This is a genomic window from Streptomyces rimosus subsp. rimosus, assembly GCF_000720725.1.
GTDB classification, from domain to species: Bacteria; Actinomycetota; Actinomycetes; order Streptomycetales; family Streptomycetaceae; genus Streptomyces; species Streptomyces rimosus_A.
Genome location: NZ_JOCQ01000090.1, coordinates 1 through 15,726 on the forward strand (window position 1 = coordinate 1; position 15,726 = coordinate 15,726).

Here is a 15,726-nt window from a genome sequence, read left to right on the forward strand (position 1 = left end):
CGCCCCGTCCGCTCCCAACCAGCCGCCCCCGCCCGCTCTCCCAATCAGCCGGCCCCCGTCCACCCCCCCGCCCGGCCGCCCCGTCAGTTCTCCTGAAGGAACTTCTTGGCGAGCGCGTCACCGCGCGACACGGCCTCGCTGTGGCTCTCGATAGGGGTCACCTTGGAGTTCTTGAACAGGATGTAGGTGACGCCGGATTCGGCGCCGCCGGTGGCCGGGTCGGGGTCGATGCCGAGGCCCTTGGCCGCCGCATACGACGCCTCACCGATGATCTTCTCGGGCCCGGAGTCGCCGACGACCGCGTACTCGACCTTGTTGTTGTAGATGATGGCGACCACGCCGCCGCCCTTGATGCCCGCCGACTCGAAGTTCCAGATGTCGCTGACCGAGGGGACGACGACGTACGGCAGCTTCTCCGCGTTCAGCGGCTTGCCGTTGGACTGGTTCCAACGGGTCTCCGGCTGGAACCAGGGGTCGGTGTCCTTGTTGCACTTGGCGGTGACCTGGCCGTCGCAGTCGATGTCCATGTCCGCCTTCCAGAACACGGCGTTCTTCTTGCCGCAGACCGGGACGGTCGCCGATGTCTCCTCGTCGGTGCGGTACTTGCCGTTGGATATCTGCGAACAGTTCTTGACCTTGGCGAGCAGGTCGGCGGCGCTGACCGACCCCTCGGTCACGCCTGGCCGGCTCGCGGCGGGGGCGGTGGGCGGCTGGGCGGTGGCGGGCAGTGCCGCGGCGGTGAGCAGCGCGGTTCCGGCGGCGGTGGCGAGGGCGACGGTACGTATACGCACAGGAGGACTCCTCTGTTAGGAAAGTTTCCTTACGGAGCCCGCCCAATCTCCTCCCCTCCCCCACCCCCGTCAACCCCGCACCCATCAACTCGACGCCCCTCAACTCGACGCCCGCCGAAGCCCGTTCGCCCCAGGTTCAACAACCGGAAACCGGGCCGGCGCCGGCCATCCGCCCGTATCAGACCGCCTCGGCCTCGATGACCGAGGCCAGCGCCGGAGTCGGTACGACACGGCGCAGCCGGAACCCCGACCGGTCCAGCAGACCTTCGAATTCGGCGGCCGTACGCTCCCGTCCCTGGAGCATCATGAGCATCACGATGTCCAGCGCGAAGGCCGGATGCGGCGTTCCGTCGGCGGGCAGCACCGCGTCGATCACCAGCAAACGGGTACCGGGCGTCATGGCCCGGCGGACGATGCCGAGAATGCGCAGGCAGTCGTCGTCGGGCCAGTCGTGCAGGATGCTCTTGAGCAGATAAAGGTCGCCGCCTTCGGGTACGGCCGTGAACAGATCCCCGCCCTCGGTACGCCAGCGGCCCGCCAGTTCGGCGGTGTCGAGCAGATGGTCGGCGACCGTTTCGGGCCGGTCGAAGAGCACCCCGGTCAGGCCCGGCGAGCGGGTGAGCACCTCGCGGAGCAGGCCGCCCCGGCCGCCCGCCACGTCCACGACCGTCCCGTTGTCCGGGAACGGGTAGCTCCCGGCGAGCAGTTCGTTCACCCCGCCGGTGAGCGAGGTCATCGCGGTGTCGAAGAGGCGGCTCGCGTCGGGCGTCTCGGCCAGGTGCGTGAAGAACGGGGCCCCGTACGCGGCGTCGAATCCGGGCTGTCCCGTACGGAGGGTGTCCACGAGACCGTCGGCCGACCGCTGGTACATCTCGTCGGTGAACAGCAGGACACCGGCGTGCCGGGAGCCCGGCACCCCGGTCCGCAGGGCCGCGCCGGCCTCCGTCAGGCCGAAGGTGCCGTCCGCGTGCTCGCTGAACAGGCCGCGCGCGGCGAGCAGCCGCAGGATGCGGCGCAGGGGAACAGCCTGGGTGCCGGAACGCCCGGCCAGTTCCTCGGCGGACGCCGCGCCGTCGGCCAGGAGGTCCGCTATGCCGTGCAGCGCGACGGCGCGCAGTGCGGACGCGTAGATGTGCCCGTACATGAGGTCGTGCAGCGGCGACGCGGGGAAGTGGGGATGGGAGGTGGCCGACGGGCTGACGGGAGTGGCTGTCATGGCTGAGCTCCTACCGTTGGGCGGTGTGTCCACGCCTCCCAGTATCGGCTATTTGCGCAGCTCAGGGCGGGTTTTGATGGTTCTTCCCAGCCCCACCGCCGGAAGCGTCCGTTACGTTTTCCACCCCGCTCCCGGAAGCCTCCGTTCAGCCCCCGCCCCGCTCCCGGAAGCCTCCGTTACGTGTCCCCATCCCACTCCCGGAAGCCTCCGTTACGCCCCCGCCCCGCCCCCGGCCCGTACGATCCCCGTCTCGTACGCCAGCACCACCGCCTGCACCCGGTCGCGCAGTTCCAGCTTCGTGAGGATCCGGCCCACGTGGGTCTTGACCGTGGCCTCCGACAGCACCAGCTGGGCCGCGATCTCACCGTTCGACATGCCCTGCGCGACCAGCAGCAGCACCTCCCGCTCGCGCTCGGTGAGCCGTCCGAGCTCCGGGCGGGCCGGCTCCGCGGCGGTCGCCGGCAGCATCGGCGTGAACCGGTCCAGCAGGCGGCGGGTGGTGGACGGCGCGACCACCGCGTCCCCGCTCTGGACCGCGCGGATCGCGGCCAGCAGCTCGTTCGGCGGCACGTCCTTCAGCATGAAGCCGCTGGCCCCGGCCTTGAGCGCGGAGAAGGCATATTCGTCCAGGTCGAAGGTGGTCAGGATGAGCACCTTCGGCGCGTCCTCGTTCTGGCCGCCCGCGCAGATCCGGCGGGTGGTCTCCACCCCGTCCAGGTTCGGCATACGGACGTCCATCAGGATCACGTCGACCTTGGTGGACCGCAGCACCTCCAGGGCCTCCACCCCGTCACCGGCCTCGGCGACGACCTCCATGTCGGGCTGTGCGGCCAGCACCATACGGAAACCGGTGCGCAACAGCACCTGGTCGTCGACGAGCATCACGCGGACAGTCATGGCAGGAGGTCCCTTTCAACGGGTCAACGGAGGGGCGGCAACAGGGTACGGACAGGTGGTACGGACAGGTGGTACGCACGGAGGGCGATACGTCTGACGAAGCGGAAGCCATACGAGGCGGAAGCCGTACGGGGCAGAAGCCGTACAGGACGCCAGACGAAGCAGACGGAGCAGACGGCAGAACGACCAGGCCCGACGACCAGGCCCGACGACCAGGACGCCCCGGACAACCAGGGCGACCAGGCCCGTACAACGCCCCCTCACTGCCCCGACTTCAACGGCAGCACCGCGCTGATCCGGAACCCGCCCCCCGGCCGCGGCCCCGCGTCCAGGCTGCCGCCGACCATGCCGACGCGCTCGCGCATGCCGATCAGGCCGTGGCCGAGGCCGTCCGCCCCGCCGCCCGTGTACAGCTCGTGCTGGGCGCCCCGGCCGTCGTCCTCGACCAGCAGGTCCAGCTCGCTGTCCTGGTAGGAGAGGCGGACCGTGGCGCCCACGTCCGGGCCGCCGTGCTTACGGGTGTTGGTCAGCGCTTCCTGCACGATGCGATACGCGGTCAGCTCGACGCTGCTGGGCAGCGGGCGCGGCTCGCCCATCACCTGGAAGTCGACCGGCAGCCCGGCCCCCCGAACCTGGTCGATCAGGTCCGCCAGTTGCTCCACACCGGGCTGCGGCACGTACTCACCGCTTTCGGGCTGCTCACCGGTGCGCAGCACGCCGAGCAGCCGGCGCATCTCGGCGAGCGCCTGCCGGCCGGTGCCGGAGATCGTCTCCAGTGCCTGTTTGGCCTGCTCGGGGGCGGTGTCCAGGACGTACGCGGCGCCGTCGGCCTGGACCACCATCACGGACACGTTGTGCGCGACGACGTCGTGCAGCTCGCGGGCGATCCGGGCGCGCTCGGCGGCCACCGCCATGCGCGACTGCGTCTCGCGCTCCTTCTCCAGGCGGGCGGCCTTCTCCTCCAGCTGTGCCCAGTACGCGCGGCGGGTGCGGACCGAGTCGCCGAGCACCCACGCCAGCACGAAGGGGACGGTGAGGAAGGCGATGGCGATCAGGCCCTGCCAGAGGTTGCGGTGCGGGGCCTCGTCCCCGCCGTACCGGACGGCCGCGAGGGTCGGGCCGAGCAGCGCTCCGACGAGGGCGGTGCGCGAGGCCCACCGCCGGGTGCCCGAGGCAACCGTATAGATGATCACCAGCATGGCCAGGTTGGACGGCCGGGGCTTCACATCGGTCCCGACCTGGCAGAGCCCGACCACGATCGTCAACAGCAGCATCTGCCCGGGTGCCTTGCGCCGCAGGGCCACGACGAGGCACATCGTGATATCGACGAGCGCGTCGGCGACGGTCCGCAGGTCGCTCTGCGTTGGCGCCGACGCCACCAGCGTCAGGCAGCCGACACCGAACAGGAGGACCGCCCAGAAGGTGTCCACACCGGTCGGATGCCTGCGGAAGAAGTCGTAGAGACGCTGCACGTCACCCAGCGTAGGCAGAGCGTACTGGCGCACGGGTCAACCGGACGGGCGATCCTGGGGGACGGGACTACTCCGCAAGGTGGAGACGGGCCCGGGACCGTGGTCCCTGTCGTGGCGACACACCCCCGTGCCGGGGCGGCGCGGATGCGGTGGAGGACGATCCTGTCTCCCCGCGTACCCCGCGACCCCGCGCACTCCGCACACCTCGCGCACCCCGCGTACCGTGGTCCGGTGACACACGACTGGTGCGGCTGGCGGGACGCGACGGAGCGGGCGCTGTACGGCCCCGGCGGCTTCTACACCAGCGGCGACGGGCCGGGCCCGGCCGGCCACTTCCGTACGTCCGTGCATGTATCCCCCCTGTACGCCGAGGCGCTGGCCACGCTGCTGTGCCGGGTCGACGCGGCGCTGGGGAGCCCGGCGGACCTGGCGCTGGTGGACGTGGGGGCCGGGCGTGGCGAGCTGCTGACCGGCGTACTGGCGGCGCTTCCCGAACCGGTGTGCGCCCGCGTGCGCCCGTACGCCGTCGAACGCGCCCCCCGGCCCGCCGGTCTCGACGAGCGTGTCACCTGGCTCCCCGAGCTGCCCGCGCCCGGCTCTCTGACGGGCCTGCTCTTCGCCAACGAGTGGCTGGACAACGTCCCGGTCGATGTCGCCGAGACCGACGGGGACGGGGTGCCCAGGCTCGTACTGGTCCGCGCGGACGGCACCGAACGGCTCGGCGCCCCGGTGACCGGCGCGGACGCCGACTGGCTCGCCCGGTGGTGGCCGCTGCCGGACTGCGCTCCGGACCACGCCCCCGCCTCCGGGCTGCGTGCCGAGATCGGCCACCCCCGGGACGCAGCCTGGTCCCGCGCCGTACGCACCCTGCGCGCCGGGCTCGCCGTCACCGCCGACTACGCGCACTCCCGCGACGCCCGCCCGCCCTACGGAACGCTCACCGGCTTCCGCGAAGGCCGCGAGGTCCACCCCGTACCCGACGGCACCTGCGACATCACCGCCCATGTCGCCCTGGACGCCTGCGCAGGCCCCGGCGCCGAGCATCTCTCCCAGCGGCAGGCGCTGCACGCCCTCGGCATCGACGGCCGCCGCCCGCCCCTGTCCCTCGCGTCCAGCGACCCGGCCGCCTACGTACGGGCCCTCGGCGCGGCGGGCGCGGCGGCGGAGCTGACCGACCCGGCGGGCCTGGGCTCCTTCGGCTGGCTGCTGCAACCGGTCGGCGGCAGCTGTACGGGACTGCTCACCAGGTGACGGCCGGCGGCGGCCGGCGAGCTGCGAGACTGTCCCCATGACGGAGACCACGGTCGGCATCGGCGGCGCGGCGGAGAGCACCGACATGGTGCTGAACATCGGCCCGCAGCACCCCTCCACGCACGGCGTGCTGCGGCTGCGCCTCGTCCTGGACGGCGAGCGCATCCAGCACGCCGAGCCCGTGATCGGCTACATGCACCGCGGTGCCGAGAAGCTCTTCGAGGCACGCGACTACCGGCAGATCATCATGCTCGCCAACCGCCACGACTGGCTGTCGGCCTTCTCCAACGAGCTGGGCGTGGTCCTCGGCGTGGAGCGGATGCTCGGCATGGAGGTCCCCGAGCGCGCGGTGTGGACCCGTACGCTCCTCGCCGAGCTGAACCGGGTCCTGAACCACCTGATGTTCCTCGGCTCCTACCCCCTGGAACTGGGCGGCATCACGCCCGTCTTCCACGCCTTCCGCGAGCGCGAAGAGCTGCAGAACGTGATGGAGGAGATCTCCGGCGGGCGCATGCACTACATGTTCAACCGCGTCGGCGGCCTGAAGGAGGACCTGCCGGCGGGCTGGCTCGGGCGCGCCCGGCACGCCGTCTCCGAGGTCCGCTCCCGGATGGACGTCTTCGACCGGCTGGTCCTGGGCAACGAGATCTTCCGCGGCCGGACCCGCGGCATCGGCGTACTGAGCCGCGAGGCGGTGCACGCGTACGGCGTCTCCGGGCCGATCGCCCGCGCCTCAGGCGTCGACTTCGACCTGCGCCGCGACGAGCCGTACCTGGCGTACGCGGATCTCCGGGACACGCTGCGGGTGGTCACCCGCGAGGAGGGCGACTGCCTGGCCCGCTTCGAATGCCTCCTGGACCAGACCCACAACTCCCTCGACCTGGCCGACGCCTGCCTGGACCGGATCGCCGACCTGCCGCCGGGGCCGATCAACCAGCGCCTGCCGAAGGTCCTCAAGGCCCCCGAGGGCGCGACCTACGCCTGGACCGAGAACCCGCTCGGCATCAACGGCTACTACCTGGTCTCCAAGGGCGAGAAGACCCCGTACCGCCTCAAGCTGCGCTCGGCGTCGTACAACAACATCCAGGCGCTGGCCGAGCTGCTGCCGGGCACGCTCGTCGCCGACATGGTGGCCATTCTCGGGTCGCTGTTCTTCGTGGTGGGCGACATCGACAAGTAGGTGACAGCGGCGGGGAAGGCTCCGTACGGGCCCGCGCGGTCGCCCGCCCGCCTCCTCCCCGCTACCGGCGCGGCTTCGGCCCCTCCCGGTGCCACGCCGTGACGCCCAGCTTGCCGGTGGTGCCGAGGTCGATCAGTTCGCGCACCGTCTGCGGACGGCCGCCGCTCTCGGCCGGTGTGAGCGCCAGGTACGCGCCGTTCACGGCGGGCGTCACGTCCGTGACCCGGTTGCGCCACATCAGTACGGCTTCGACGTGCTCGCCCGGCTTGAGCGTCAGCGGCTCGGGGCCGACGTCGTCCACGATGTCCGAGCCGTGCGCGATCTTCACGTCCAGCGGCTTGCGGTGCTCGTCGAGGACGCGGACGCCCGGGTAGCCGTTGATCTTGTACGGGCGGGTGCCACAGTTGGTCAGGGTGATCCCCATCGCGCGGGTGCCCATGGCGGCGTCCACCGGCAGCCCCTTGATGACGACACCGTCCTCGGGACAGGCGGGCGCGGTCCTGGAGGGCTTCGCCGTGGGCTTCGGTTCCGACTGCGCCTTCGGTTCGGACGCCGACGAGCAGCCGGCTCCAGCGAGCGCCGTGATGGCGAGGGCGGCAGCCAGGGCCGTCCGCGTCACCGGCCGAGCCGCTCTCCCGGTGCTTGTTCCGGCCACTGCCCACCCCCGCGCCCGCCCGGCGCCCGCGCGTCCCGTACGGCGCGCGCCGCGCCCTGGTCAACTCGGCCGCCAGCGTACCCGTACGCGAACGTCCCGCCGCACCGTACGGCCCGCCGCCTCATGCCGCGAACAGCTCCCGGCACTCCTGCGTCCACCCCGCCACCTCGACCGGCACCGTCCGGTGCGCCTCCCACCGCTCCCGGTCCAGCCGCAGCCGCCGCAACGTCCGCGCCTCCCCGCGCACCGCGATGACCTTCACCCCGTCCGGTACGTAGCCGAGCTTGCGCGAGACGGCCAGGGACCGGGTGTTGTCCGTCATCGCGGCGGACGTCACGGCGTGCGCGCCGAGCCGTTCGAAGGCGAAGTGCAGGGCGGCCGCGCGCATTTCCGTACCGATGCCCTGGTTCTGGTGGGCCAGCCCCAGCCAGGAGCCGGTCTCCGCCTCCCGGGTCACGCCGAAGTCGGCGGCGGCGAGTTCCTGGAGGCCCACCGGCTTGCCGCCCCGCATCACGGCGAGGCCGAACGCCCAGCGCTCCGGCCGCCATTCCGCGATCAAGCCGAGCTGGTACTGGAAGGTGCTCCGCCCGCGCTCCTCCGGGGAACCATCCGTCCAGGGCACACTGAACGGCATCTCCGTCGGGTCGTGCACACCGTCCGCGGAGACCGCGGCGAGGTCGTCCAGCAGCGCGGTGTCCGGCAGGCGCAGTTCCAGACGCGGGGTGCGGATGCGGATGCCGTGCGGGGGCCAGAAGCGGAACCCGTGCTCCGGCTGCGGTTCTTCCTTGTCTGCCATGACGGAATGCTGCCGAAGGTACGGCAGCCCGTCGACCGGATTACCGCGGGTCAACCCGGATTACCGCAGATCACCGCCGATTACCGCGGCACCCTCAGCCCCTGCAGATGCCGCCGCAGCACCGCCCGCTGCGCTTCCGGAGTGACGTACTCCGGCTCCAGCATCGCCCTCAGGTTCAGCCCGTCCAGCAGGGCGGACAGCCGCAGGCACTCCAGGTCCACGTCCAGGTCGGCGGGCAGGGCGCCGGACTCCTGCGCGCCGCGCAGCACCCGCGCCAGCAGGTCGCGCAGGCCGGTCTCCATCTCCACCGCGCACGCCCGCAGTTCCGGGCGGATACGGGCCGCCCCGCAGAACGCCATCCACAGGACCGCCTCCTGCCGCCGCTCCTCGTCCAGCGCCAGGAACTCGCCGATCAGCTCCTCGACCCGCGCCGGGCGTTCGGCGCGCGCCGCCGGATCGAGCAGGCGGTCCACGTGGGTGCGTACGCGCCCGTCGATGCGCGTGCTCAGCTCGCGCATGGTGAAGAGCAGCAGCTCGTCGTGGTCGTGGAAGTAGTGCCGTACCGACCCGATGGCCAGCCCGGCCTCTTCGGCGACGTTGCGCAGCGAGGCGCCTTCCACCCCTTCGCGGCCGATCACGCGCAGCACGGCGTCGGCGACGGCCCGGCGGCGGGCCCCGGGGTCAACGATCTTCGGCATGGTGGCCATTGTGGCACGACCGCGCTAAATTGTTTTTTAGCCCGGTCGAGCTAAAACGGCCGACCTAACTACTGGTGCGATCTACGACGCCCACCACCCAGGGGGAACCATGAACGGCTGGCTGCTCGCGGCGCTCATCGCCGCGGTCCTCGTCCTCGTGATCGTGAAGCGGCTGAAGGGCGAGCCGGTCAACGTCCGCGAGCTGTTCGCGGGCCCGGCCGTCCTGACCGCACTCGGCATCACCTTCGTCGCCAAGGCCGACAACGTGACCGGGACCGACCTCGCCTGGGTGATCCCGGGCGCCTTCCTGGGCCTCGCGCTCGGCGCCGTACGCGGCCGCCTGGTCCACCTCGGCGAGAAGGACGGCGCCCTGTGGCAGCGCTACACCGGCCGCACGTTCGCCGTCGTCATCGCATCGCTGCTGGTCTCCGCCGGTTACGGCGTCTTCGCCGAGCACATGGGCATGCACCCGTACGCCCGCCCCACCCAGCTCACCATCGGCGTCAGCTTCCTGGGCGAGTCGCTGCTGATCTACTTCCGCGCGCGCAGGACAGGCACGCCGTTCGCGCCCACATCGGACCGGAGCCCGCTCGACTCCCTGGTCCGCCGCTTCCGATGAGTCAGGCAGCCGCGAGCAGGGCGGCCGCCACCGCCTTGGCGCGGCGGGCGGGGGCCGCCGAACGCTCGCGCAGGGCGGTGACCTGGGCACCGTCGATCAGCAGGACGAGCTGCTCGGCGAGTTCGCGGGTACCGCGGATGTAGCCGGCGCCGGTGAGCAGTTCGGCGACGTACGAGGTCAAAGTGGCCTTGTGGGCGGCGGCGGCGCGGTGCGCGGCGCTGGCCGGGTCGGCGATCTCGACCATGGTGTTGATGGCGGCGCAGCCGCGGTAGTCGTCGGACTCGAAGCGCACGGCGAGGGCGTCGAAGAGGGCGAGCGGCGTGCCGCCGCGTTCGGCGACCGCGGCGTGCAGCCAGTCGAACCAGCGCCGGCCATACCCGTCGATCATGGCCACGACCAGGTCGTCCTTGCTCGCGAAGTGCCGGTAGAACGAGGCCCGACCCACCCCGGAGGTGGCGAGCAGCCGCTCCACGCCGACGGCACGGATGCCCTCGGCGTAGAAGAGGTCTTCGGCTGCCCTGACGAGCCGCTCCCTGGCGTTGGTCGGCATGCGGCCACGATAACCAACCTTGACCCCGGATGGAACCGATCGGTACCGTCTCGCCATCCCAGCAGACGGTACCGATCGGTACCATTTCCTGAGCCGGAGACCGCATGCCCCGCAACAGCGCGTCCCATCCGCCGTCGTGCGCACCCACGGCGCCCACCGCACCCACCTCCCCCGTCCTGCCTCCCGCACCTGCCCCATCTACCTCGCCTGCTCCGCCTGCCATGCCTGCCCCGCCTAACCCACCTGCCGCCGGAAGCTGGCGCTTCCACGGGGTGGTGCTCGCCCTCGGCACGTTCGTCGTCGGCACCGACGCCTTCGTGATCGCCGGTGTCCTGCCCGACATCGCCGCCGATCTGCACATCGGCCTCGGCGCCGCCGGACAGCTCGTCACCACGTTCGCCATCGGCTACGCGCTGCTCTCGCCCCTCCTGGCGGCGCTCACCGCGGGCTGGTCGCGGCGTACGGTCCTGATCACCGCGCTGCTCGTCTTCGCACTCGGCAACGCGGCCACCGCCCTCGCCCCCACCTACCCGCTGGCCCTGGCCGCCCGCGTCGTCGCGGCGGCCGGCGCCGCGCTCTACACCCCGAACGCCTCGGCCACCGCCGCCGCCCTCGCGGGCGAGGCGGCACGCGGGCGGGCCTTCGCGCTGGTGAACACCGGGCTGACCTCCGCGCTGGTCCTCGGGGCGCCGCTCGGCACCGCCGTCGGCGGCGCGTACGGCTGGCGCACCACGATGTGGCTGGTCACCGCCCTGCCCCTGCTCGTCGTACCGCTGCTCGCCGCCCGCCTGCCCCGCGTCCGCATCGACACCCCGCGCGGCCTGCGCCGCCGCCTCGCCCCACTGGCGGACCGCCATGTCCTGTACGCGCTGGTCATCACCGTCGTCGTATTCGTCGGGATCTACATCCCGTTCGAGTACATCAGCGCCGTCTACGCGCCCGTGCTCGGCCGCGGCGCGGACGGCGGCGGCACGGACACCGGCCTGGCGGCGGTCCTGCTGCTGGTCTTCGGCGTCACCGGTACGGCGGGGAACCTCGTCGCCGGGCACCTGGCCGACCGTTTCGGCCCGCGGCGGGTGATCCTCGGGGCCGCGCTCTCGCTGACCGTCGTCTTCGCGCTCGTACCGCTGAGCCGGGAGTGGCTGCCCGCCGCGCTGATCGCGGTGGCGGTGTCCGGATGGGTGTCGTTCTCGGTGACCACCCCACAGCAGCACCGGATCGCCGCGCTCGCCCCACAGGCGCAGGCCGTGGTCGTCTCCCTCAACGCGGCCGCGATCTACCTCGCCGTGTCCCTGGCGGGCGGCCTGGGCGGCATCGGCGTGGAAACGATGGGGGCGGCCCGTCTGCCGTGGCTGGCGGCCGGATTCACGCTGGTCGCGGCCGTACTGACGGCGGTCGGACAGCGCCGGGAGTAACGCGGATGCGCCCGGCAGTGGGCCGGTCCCCCGCCGTATGGGGGGAGGGGCACCAGCACCGGGCGCATACGGAAACGGTCAGGAAGAGACCGCGCTGCGCAGCCCCACCAGGTCGATCTGCTCGGTCTCGTCGTGCGCGGTCAGGTCGATGACCTCACCGTCACCGGAGTCCTCGGACTCGGCCGCCTTGCCGGCCCCATCCGCGCCGGGCTTCTGACCGTCCGTGGCCTTCTGACCGCCCATGGTCTTCTGACCGTTCTCGGCCCGCACGTCATCCGTCGTACGGCCCCGACCGCGCGCCGACTGTTCGGCGACCGCCTCGTCCCCGACCACGTCGGCCAGGTCCTCCTCCAGCTGCCGGGCCGGCTTCACGCGCCGCGGCACGGCTGACGGCACGGCCGACGGCACGCCCGTACCCGGACGGGTCGGCGACGCCCCGTTCGGTACGGCGCCGGTGCCCGTGGCCGTACCGAAGAAGTCAAAACCGCCCTGCTCCCGGGAAGCGGGCAGCCGCGGCGCCTGTACGGGCGGGACGACGGCCGCGGCGGCCGGTACGGGCCGCAGGTTCGGCGCCGTCCGGGCGAGCGCGGTCTGCCGCCCGGCGTCCCGCGCGTCTGCATCGGCGTCGGCGTCGGCATCGGCGGAGTCCAGGTCACCACCGGGGCCGTCGCTGCCGGAAGCAGCATCAGCGCCCTCACCGGCGGCGACCACGGGATCACCGGCCCGCGAACCGCCGGGGCCCGAACCGTCAGAACTCGAACCATCGGAACCCGAACCACCGGGACCCGAACCAGTCGGCTCAGAACCGCCCAGCTCAGAACCACCCAGCTCAGAACCGCTCGCCTCCGAGCCCCCCAGCTCCGAACCGCCCATCTCCAAGGCGGCGGCCGTACGGGTACGGCCCTGCGCGGCCGAAGGCTCCGTGGCCGCCGCGGGATTCCCCTGGCCGTCCTCACCGTCCCGGGCCTGTACGCGCTCGGCCTGGCGGGCCGCGTTGCGCGGCAGCTGCCGCAGCGCTTCCGCCGCCCGGTGGTACATCACCGTGGTGAGCGTGCCCGGCACACCGTCCGGGCCGGCCCCGGCCGTGAGCTCTCCGGCAGGCGTGCCGGCCTCGATGGCGAGCAGTCGGCGGCCTTCCAGCGCGCTGGCGCGCTCGGTCTCGGCGGTGGCGTAGCGGCGCAGCAGCTCGGCGTGCTCACTGCGCAGCCGGGCCAGCTCGGCCCGCTTGGACCGCAGCTTGGTGTCCAGCTTGCCGCGTATCTCGCGGGACTCCTCCAGGTCCGTTTCGAGCTCGGCTATCCGCTCGTCGGTCTTCCACTCGTCCCGCACCCGGGCGTTCTTCAGGTCGGCGACGCTCTTGCCGGCCGTACGGTCCCAGGCGCGCAGCAGGACGGAGCCGGTGACCGCGGCGGCCGCCGCGCCCGTGGCGAGAGCGCCCTGTACCAGGTCATCACCGACGAACCAGACACCCGAGGCGCAGGCTAGGGACACACCGGCGACCGTTACGGGGGGAAGAAGCCGGTGCAGGGGTGGCGAATGGCGGTGGCGTCCTCGTGGCATGGCCTGAAACTTACCGTGCGTGCGGGACCTATGGGGCCCCGCCCGCCGCTTCGTTTCATGGTGGTTACTTCTTTGCCAGTCCCTTCGACTCCAGATATGCGCGCGCGACATCCGCCGGCTTCTGCCGTTCCGCGTCGACCTTGCGGTTCAGGTCGATCAGGTCGGCGGTCGTCAGCTTGTCCGTGAGCTTGCCGAGAGCCGTCTCGATCTCCTTGTCACCGGCGCTCTTCGCATTCACCACGGGCAGCACATTGTCGGCATTCTGCAGCTTCTTGTCGTCCTTCAGCAGCACCAGGCCGAAGTTGTCGAGCGTGGCGTCCGTCGTCGTGGTCAGCACCATCTGGTCCGTGCCGTCCTTGACCGCCTGCTTGGCCTGGGTGGTGCCGACGCCCTTCGGGTCGATGCCCGCCACGTCTATGCCGTACGTCTTCTCCAGGCCCGGCTTGCAGAACGGCCGCGTCTCGCACTCCTCGCCCGCCGCCAGCTTGATCTTCTGCTTCGACCGGCCGAGGTCGGAGAGCGTCTTCAGGTGGTTGCGGTCGGCGAATTCCTTGGTCACCGCGAACGCGTTCTGGTCGGTGGCCGCACCGGCCGGCAGCACCTTCAGTCCGCGGGGTCCGGCGAGCGCCTTCAGGGCCTCGACGGTCTTGTCGATGTCGCTGGAGGCGACGGGCTTCGCGTCGGGGCCGTTCTTCTTGGCGTTGAGGAATTCGGCGAGCGTCGAGGCGTATTCCGGTACGACGTCGATCTGGCCCTTCTCCAGCGCCGGTTCGTACAGCTCACGATTGGCGAGCGTCTTGACCGTGGCGTGGTATCCCGCGTCGTTAAGGATCTTGGAATAGATCTCCGCGAGCACCTTCGACTCGGTGAATCCGGCGGAGCCGATGACGATGTCGCCCTTACCGCCGCCGCTCTGCGCGCCGCCCTTCTCCTCCAGGCTCTTTCCCCCGCAGGCGGCCAGCCCGCCCGCCAGCGCGACCACGGTGCCCGCGACGAGCGCCGCCCGCACGGCGCGGGCCGGTCTCCGGCCGCGGCCGGGCCGATGGCTGTGGTGCTGGCTGTTCGAGTCCTGGTTCATACCGGTTCACCATCCATGAGGAAAGAAGAGAGTTCCTGTGCGGGCCGCGAGACCGGTGGGCCGGACGGTCCGGTCCTCACGCGGCGCTCCCGGCCGCAGCCGCCTCGCCGGCCGTCCTACGGGACTTGCGCGCCCGGCTCCGGCCCCGGCGCATCGGGTCGAAGGCCCGGTCCGTCAGCACCAGCAGCCCTTCGACCAGCAGCGCCAGGACGGCCACGAGCACCGCGCCCGCCACCACCTGCGGTGTGTTGTAGTTGCCGAACCCGGCGGTGATGATGCGGCCGAGGCCGCCGCCGCCCGCGAGCGCGGCCAGCGTGGCCGTGGCCACCACCTGGACACCGGCCGAGCGCAGCCCGGTCATGATCAGCGGATACGCGAGCGGCAGCTCGACCCGCAGCAGCAGCTGCGGCCCGGACATGCCCATCCCGCGCGCCGCCTCGACCACGTCCCGGTCGGCCTCCCGCATGCCCACGTACGCGTTGGTCAGCAGCGGCGGCACCGCGAACAGCACCAACGCGATGATCGTCGGCCAGTCCCCCGCCGTGCCCAGCGGACTGAGCGTCAGCAGGACCAGGACGGCGAACGTCGGCACCGCGCGGCCCACGTTGGAGATGTTGACGGCCAGCGCCCCGCCCTTGCCGATGTGGCCCAGGTACAGGGCGACCGGCAGGGCTATCAGGCAGGAGATCGCCAGGCACAGCGCGCTGAGGTAGACATGCTCGCCGAGCCGGTGCCACACCCCCTTCTCGCCGGCCCAGTTGGCCGAGGTCGCCAGCCAGTCCCACGCGCCCGTTATCGCGTCCATCGCCTAGGCCACCGCCTTCTTCGCCCGGCCGGCGGCCCGCCGCTCGCGCCGCGCCCGGGAGCGCGCCCGCGCCTGCGCCCGGGTCCACGGCGTCAGCAGCCGCTGGAGGCCGAGGAGGAGCACGTCGGCGATGACGGCCAGCAGTACGCACAGCACCGAGGCCGTCAGCACCTCCGCCTTGAAGAAGCCCTCCATGCCGCTGGATATGAGGTTGCCGAGGCCGCCGTAGCCCACCACGGCGCCGATCGTCGTCATCGCCACCGTCGATACGGTCGCGATGCGCAGCCCGGCCGTCAACGCTGGCAACGCCAGCGGGAGTTCGACGCCGAACAGCAGCTTCACCGGGCCGTACCCCATGCCGCGGGCCGCCTCGCGCACCTCCTGCGGCACGGACTCCAGCCCGGCCAGGATGTTGCGCACGAGGATGGTCAGCGAATACAGCACGAGGCCCGTGATCACCACGGCCGCGGAGACGCCGAAGAGCGGGGTCAGCAGGGCGAACATGGCCAGTGACGGGACCGTGTACAAAATCGTCGTCAGCCCGAGGACCGGGCCCGCGGCGGCCCGCCAGCGGCGGGCCACCAGCGCCAGCGGGAAGGCGATCAGCAGCCCGATGACGACGGACACCAGCGTGATGCCCACATGCTGGACGGTCGCGTCGATCAACTCCTGGCTGCGCGTCCGGACATACTCACCGCAGATCCAGTCGTTCGCTTCCAGACAGCTCTGTGCACTCACCCGCG

General features: G+C 71.9%; 16 protein-coding genes. 4 read left to right on the forward strand and 12 right to left on the reverse strand.

Annotated features, from left to right (window positions below):
• Window positions 1–83 precede the first annotated feature (83 nt).
• The 4 genes from IH45_RS0133045 to IH45_RS0133060 form a co-directional block, all read right to left on the reverse strand.
• The gene (locus IH45_RS0133045; protein ID WP_030677090.1) at window positions 84–791 is read right to left on the reverse strand and encodes a glycoside hydrolase family 75 protein; all 708 of its coding nucleotides are present in this window, start codon (window positions 789–791) and stop codon (window positions 84–86) included.
• Window positions 792–969: 178 nt separating this feature from the next.
• Window positions 970–2,007, reverse strand: a complete 1,038-nt coding sequence (locus IH45_RS0133050) for a methyltransferase (protein ID WP_030677093.1) — start codon at window positions 2,005–2,007, stop codon at window positions 970–972.
• Between the two features lie 210 nt (window positions 2,008–2,217).
• On the reverse strand, window positions 2,218–2,904 hold the full coding sequence (locus tag IH45_RS0133055; protein WP_030677097.1) for a response regulator: 687 nt from the start codon (window positions 2,902–2,904) through the stop codon (window positions 2,218–2,220).
• 260 nt (window positions 2,905–3,164) lie between these two features.
• On the reverse strand, window positions 3,165–4,376 hold the full coding sequence (locus IH45_RS0133060) for a sensor histidine kinase (protein ID WP_107058765.1): 1,212 nt from the start codon (window positions 4,374–4,376) through the stop codon (window positions 3,165–3,167).
• Window positions 4,377–4,607: 231 nt separating this feature from the next.
• Here IH45_RS0133060 and IH45_RS0133065 point away from each other — a divergent pair, with 231 nt between their 5' ends.
• Entirely contained in the window at window positions 4,608–5,627 is a 1,020-nt protein-coding gene (locus tag IH45_RS0133065; protein ID WP_030677104.1) for an SAM-dependent methyltransferase, read from the forward strand.
• Between the two features lie 37 nt (window positions 5,628–5,664).
• Complete coding sequence (locus IH45_RS0133070; RefSeq protein WP_030677107.1) at window positions 5,665–6,807, forward strand: NADH-quinone oxidoreductase subunit D; 1,143 nt, start codon at window positions 5,665–5,667, stop codon at window positions 6,805–6,807.
• A 61-nt stretch (window positions 6,808–6,868) separates the two neighbouring features.
• Here the strand turns inward: IH45_RS0133070 and IH45_RS0133075 are convergent, their stop codons facing one another.
• From IH45_RS0133075 to IH45_RS0133085, 3 genes are all read right to left on the reverse strand, one after another.
• The gene (locus tag IH45_RS0133075) at window positions 6,869–7,426 is read right to left on the reverse strand and encodes a DUF4232 domain-containing protein (RefSeq protein ID WP_030677109.1); all 558 of its coding nucleotides are present in this window, start codon (window positions 7,424–7,426) and stop codon (window positions 6,869–6,871) included.
• Between the two features lie 157 nt (window positions 7,427–7,583).
• Window positions 7,584–8,258, reverse strand: a complete 675-nt coding sequence (locus IH45_RS0133080; RefSeq protein WP_050515353.1) for a GNAT family N-acetyltransferase — start codon at window positions 8,256–8,258, stop codon at window positions 7,584–7,586.
• 80 nt (window positions 8,259–8,338) lie between these two features.
• Window positions 8,339–8,956 (reverse strand): TetR/AcrR family transcriptional regulator, encoded by a 618-nt coding sequence (locus IH45_RS0133085; RefSeq protein ID WP_030677131.1) that lies wholly within the window; start codon window positions 8,954–8,956, stop codon window positions 8,339–8,341.
• Window positions 8,957–9,065: 109 nt separating this feature from the next.
• On the opposite strand from IH45_RS0133085, the gene IH45_RS0133090 reads away from it, so the two are divergent.
• Entirely contained in the window at window positions 9,066–9,575 is a 510-nt protein-coding gene (locus IH45_RS0133090) for a DUF1453 family protein (protein ID WP_030677141.1), read from the forward strand.
• Window position 9,576: 1 nt separating this feature from the next.
• Here IH45_RS0133090 and IH45_RS0133095 read toward each other — a convergent pair whose 3' ends face one another.
• Complete coding sequence (locus IH45_RS0133095; RefSeq protein WP_030677143.1) at window positions 9,577–10,125, reverse strand: TetR/AcrR family transcriptional regulator; 549 nt, start codon at window positions 10,123–10,125, stop codon at window positions 9,577–9,579.
• A 221-nt stretch (window positions 10,126–10,346) separates the two neighbouring features.
• Here IH45_RS0133095 and IH45_RS0133100 point away from each other — a divergent pair, with 221 nt between their 5' ends.
• A complete protein-coding gene (locus IH45_RS0133100; protein ID WP_050515350.1) occupies window positions 10,347–11,540 on the forward strand; it encodes an MFS transporter in 1,194 nt (397 codons plus the stop codon).
• A 78-nt stretch (window positions 11,541–11,618) separates the two neighbouring features.
• On the opposite strand, the gene IH45_RS0133105 is transcribed toward IH45_RS0133100, so the two are convergent.
• The 4 genes from IH45_RS0133105 to IH45_RS0133120 form a co-directional block, all read right to left on the reverse strand.
• Entirely contained in the window at window positions 11,619–13,031 is a 1,413-nt protein-coding gene (locus tag IH45_RS0133105) for a hypothetical protein (RefSeq protein WP_050515351.1), read from the reverse strand.
• Window positions 13,032–13,164: 133 nt separating this feature from the next.
• Window positions 13,165–14,178, reverse strand: a complete 1,014-nt coding sequence (locus tag IH45_RS0133110) for an ABC transporter substrate-binding protein (protein WP_234440768.1) — start codon at window positions 14,176–14,178, stop codon at window positions 13,165–13,167.
• 76 nt (window positions 14,179–14,254) lie between these two features.
• On the reverse strand, window positions 14,255–14,983 hold the full coding sequence (locus IH45_RS0133115; RefSeq protein ID WP_030677161.1) for an ABC transporter permease: 729 nt from the start codon (window positions 14,981–14,983) through the stop codon (window positions 14,255–14,257).
• 3 nt (window positions 14,984–14,986) lie between these two features.
• Window positions 14,987–15,721 (reverse strand): ABC transporter permease, encoded by a 735-nt coding sequence (locus tag IH45_RS0133120; RefSeq protein WP_030677163.1) that lies wholly within the window; start codon window positions 15,719–15,721, stop codon window positions 14,987–14,989.
• Window positions 15,722–15,726 lie beyond the last annotated feature (5 nt).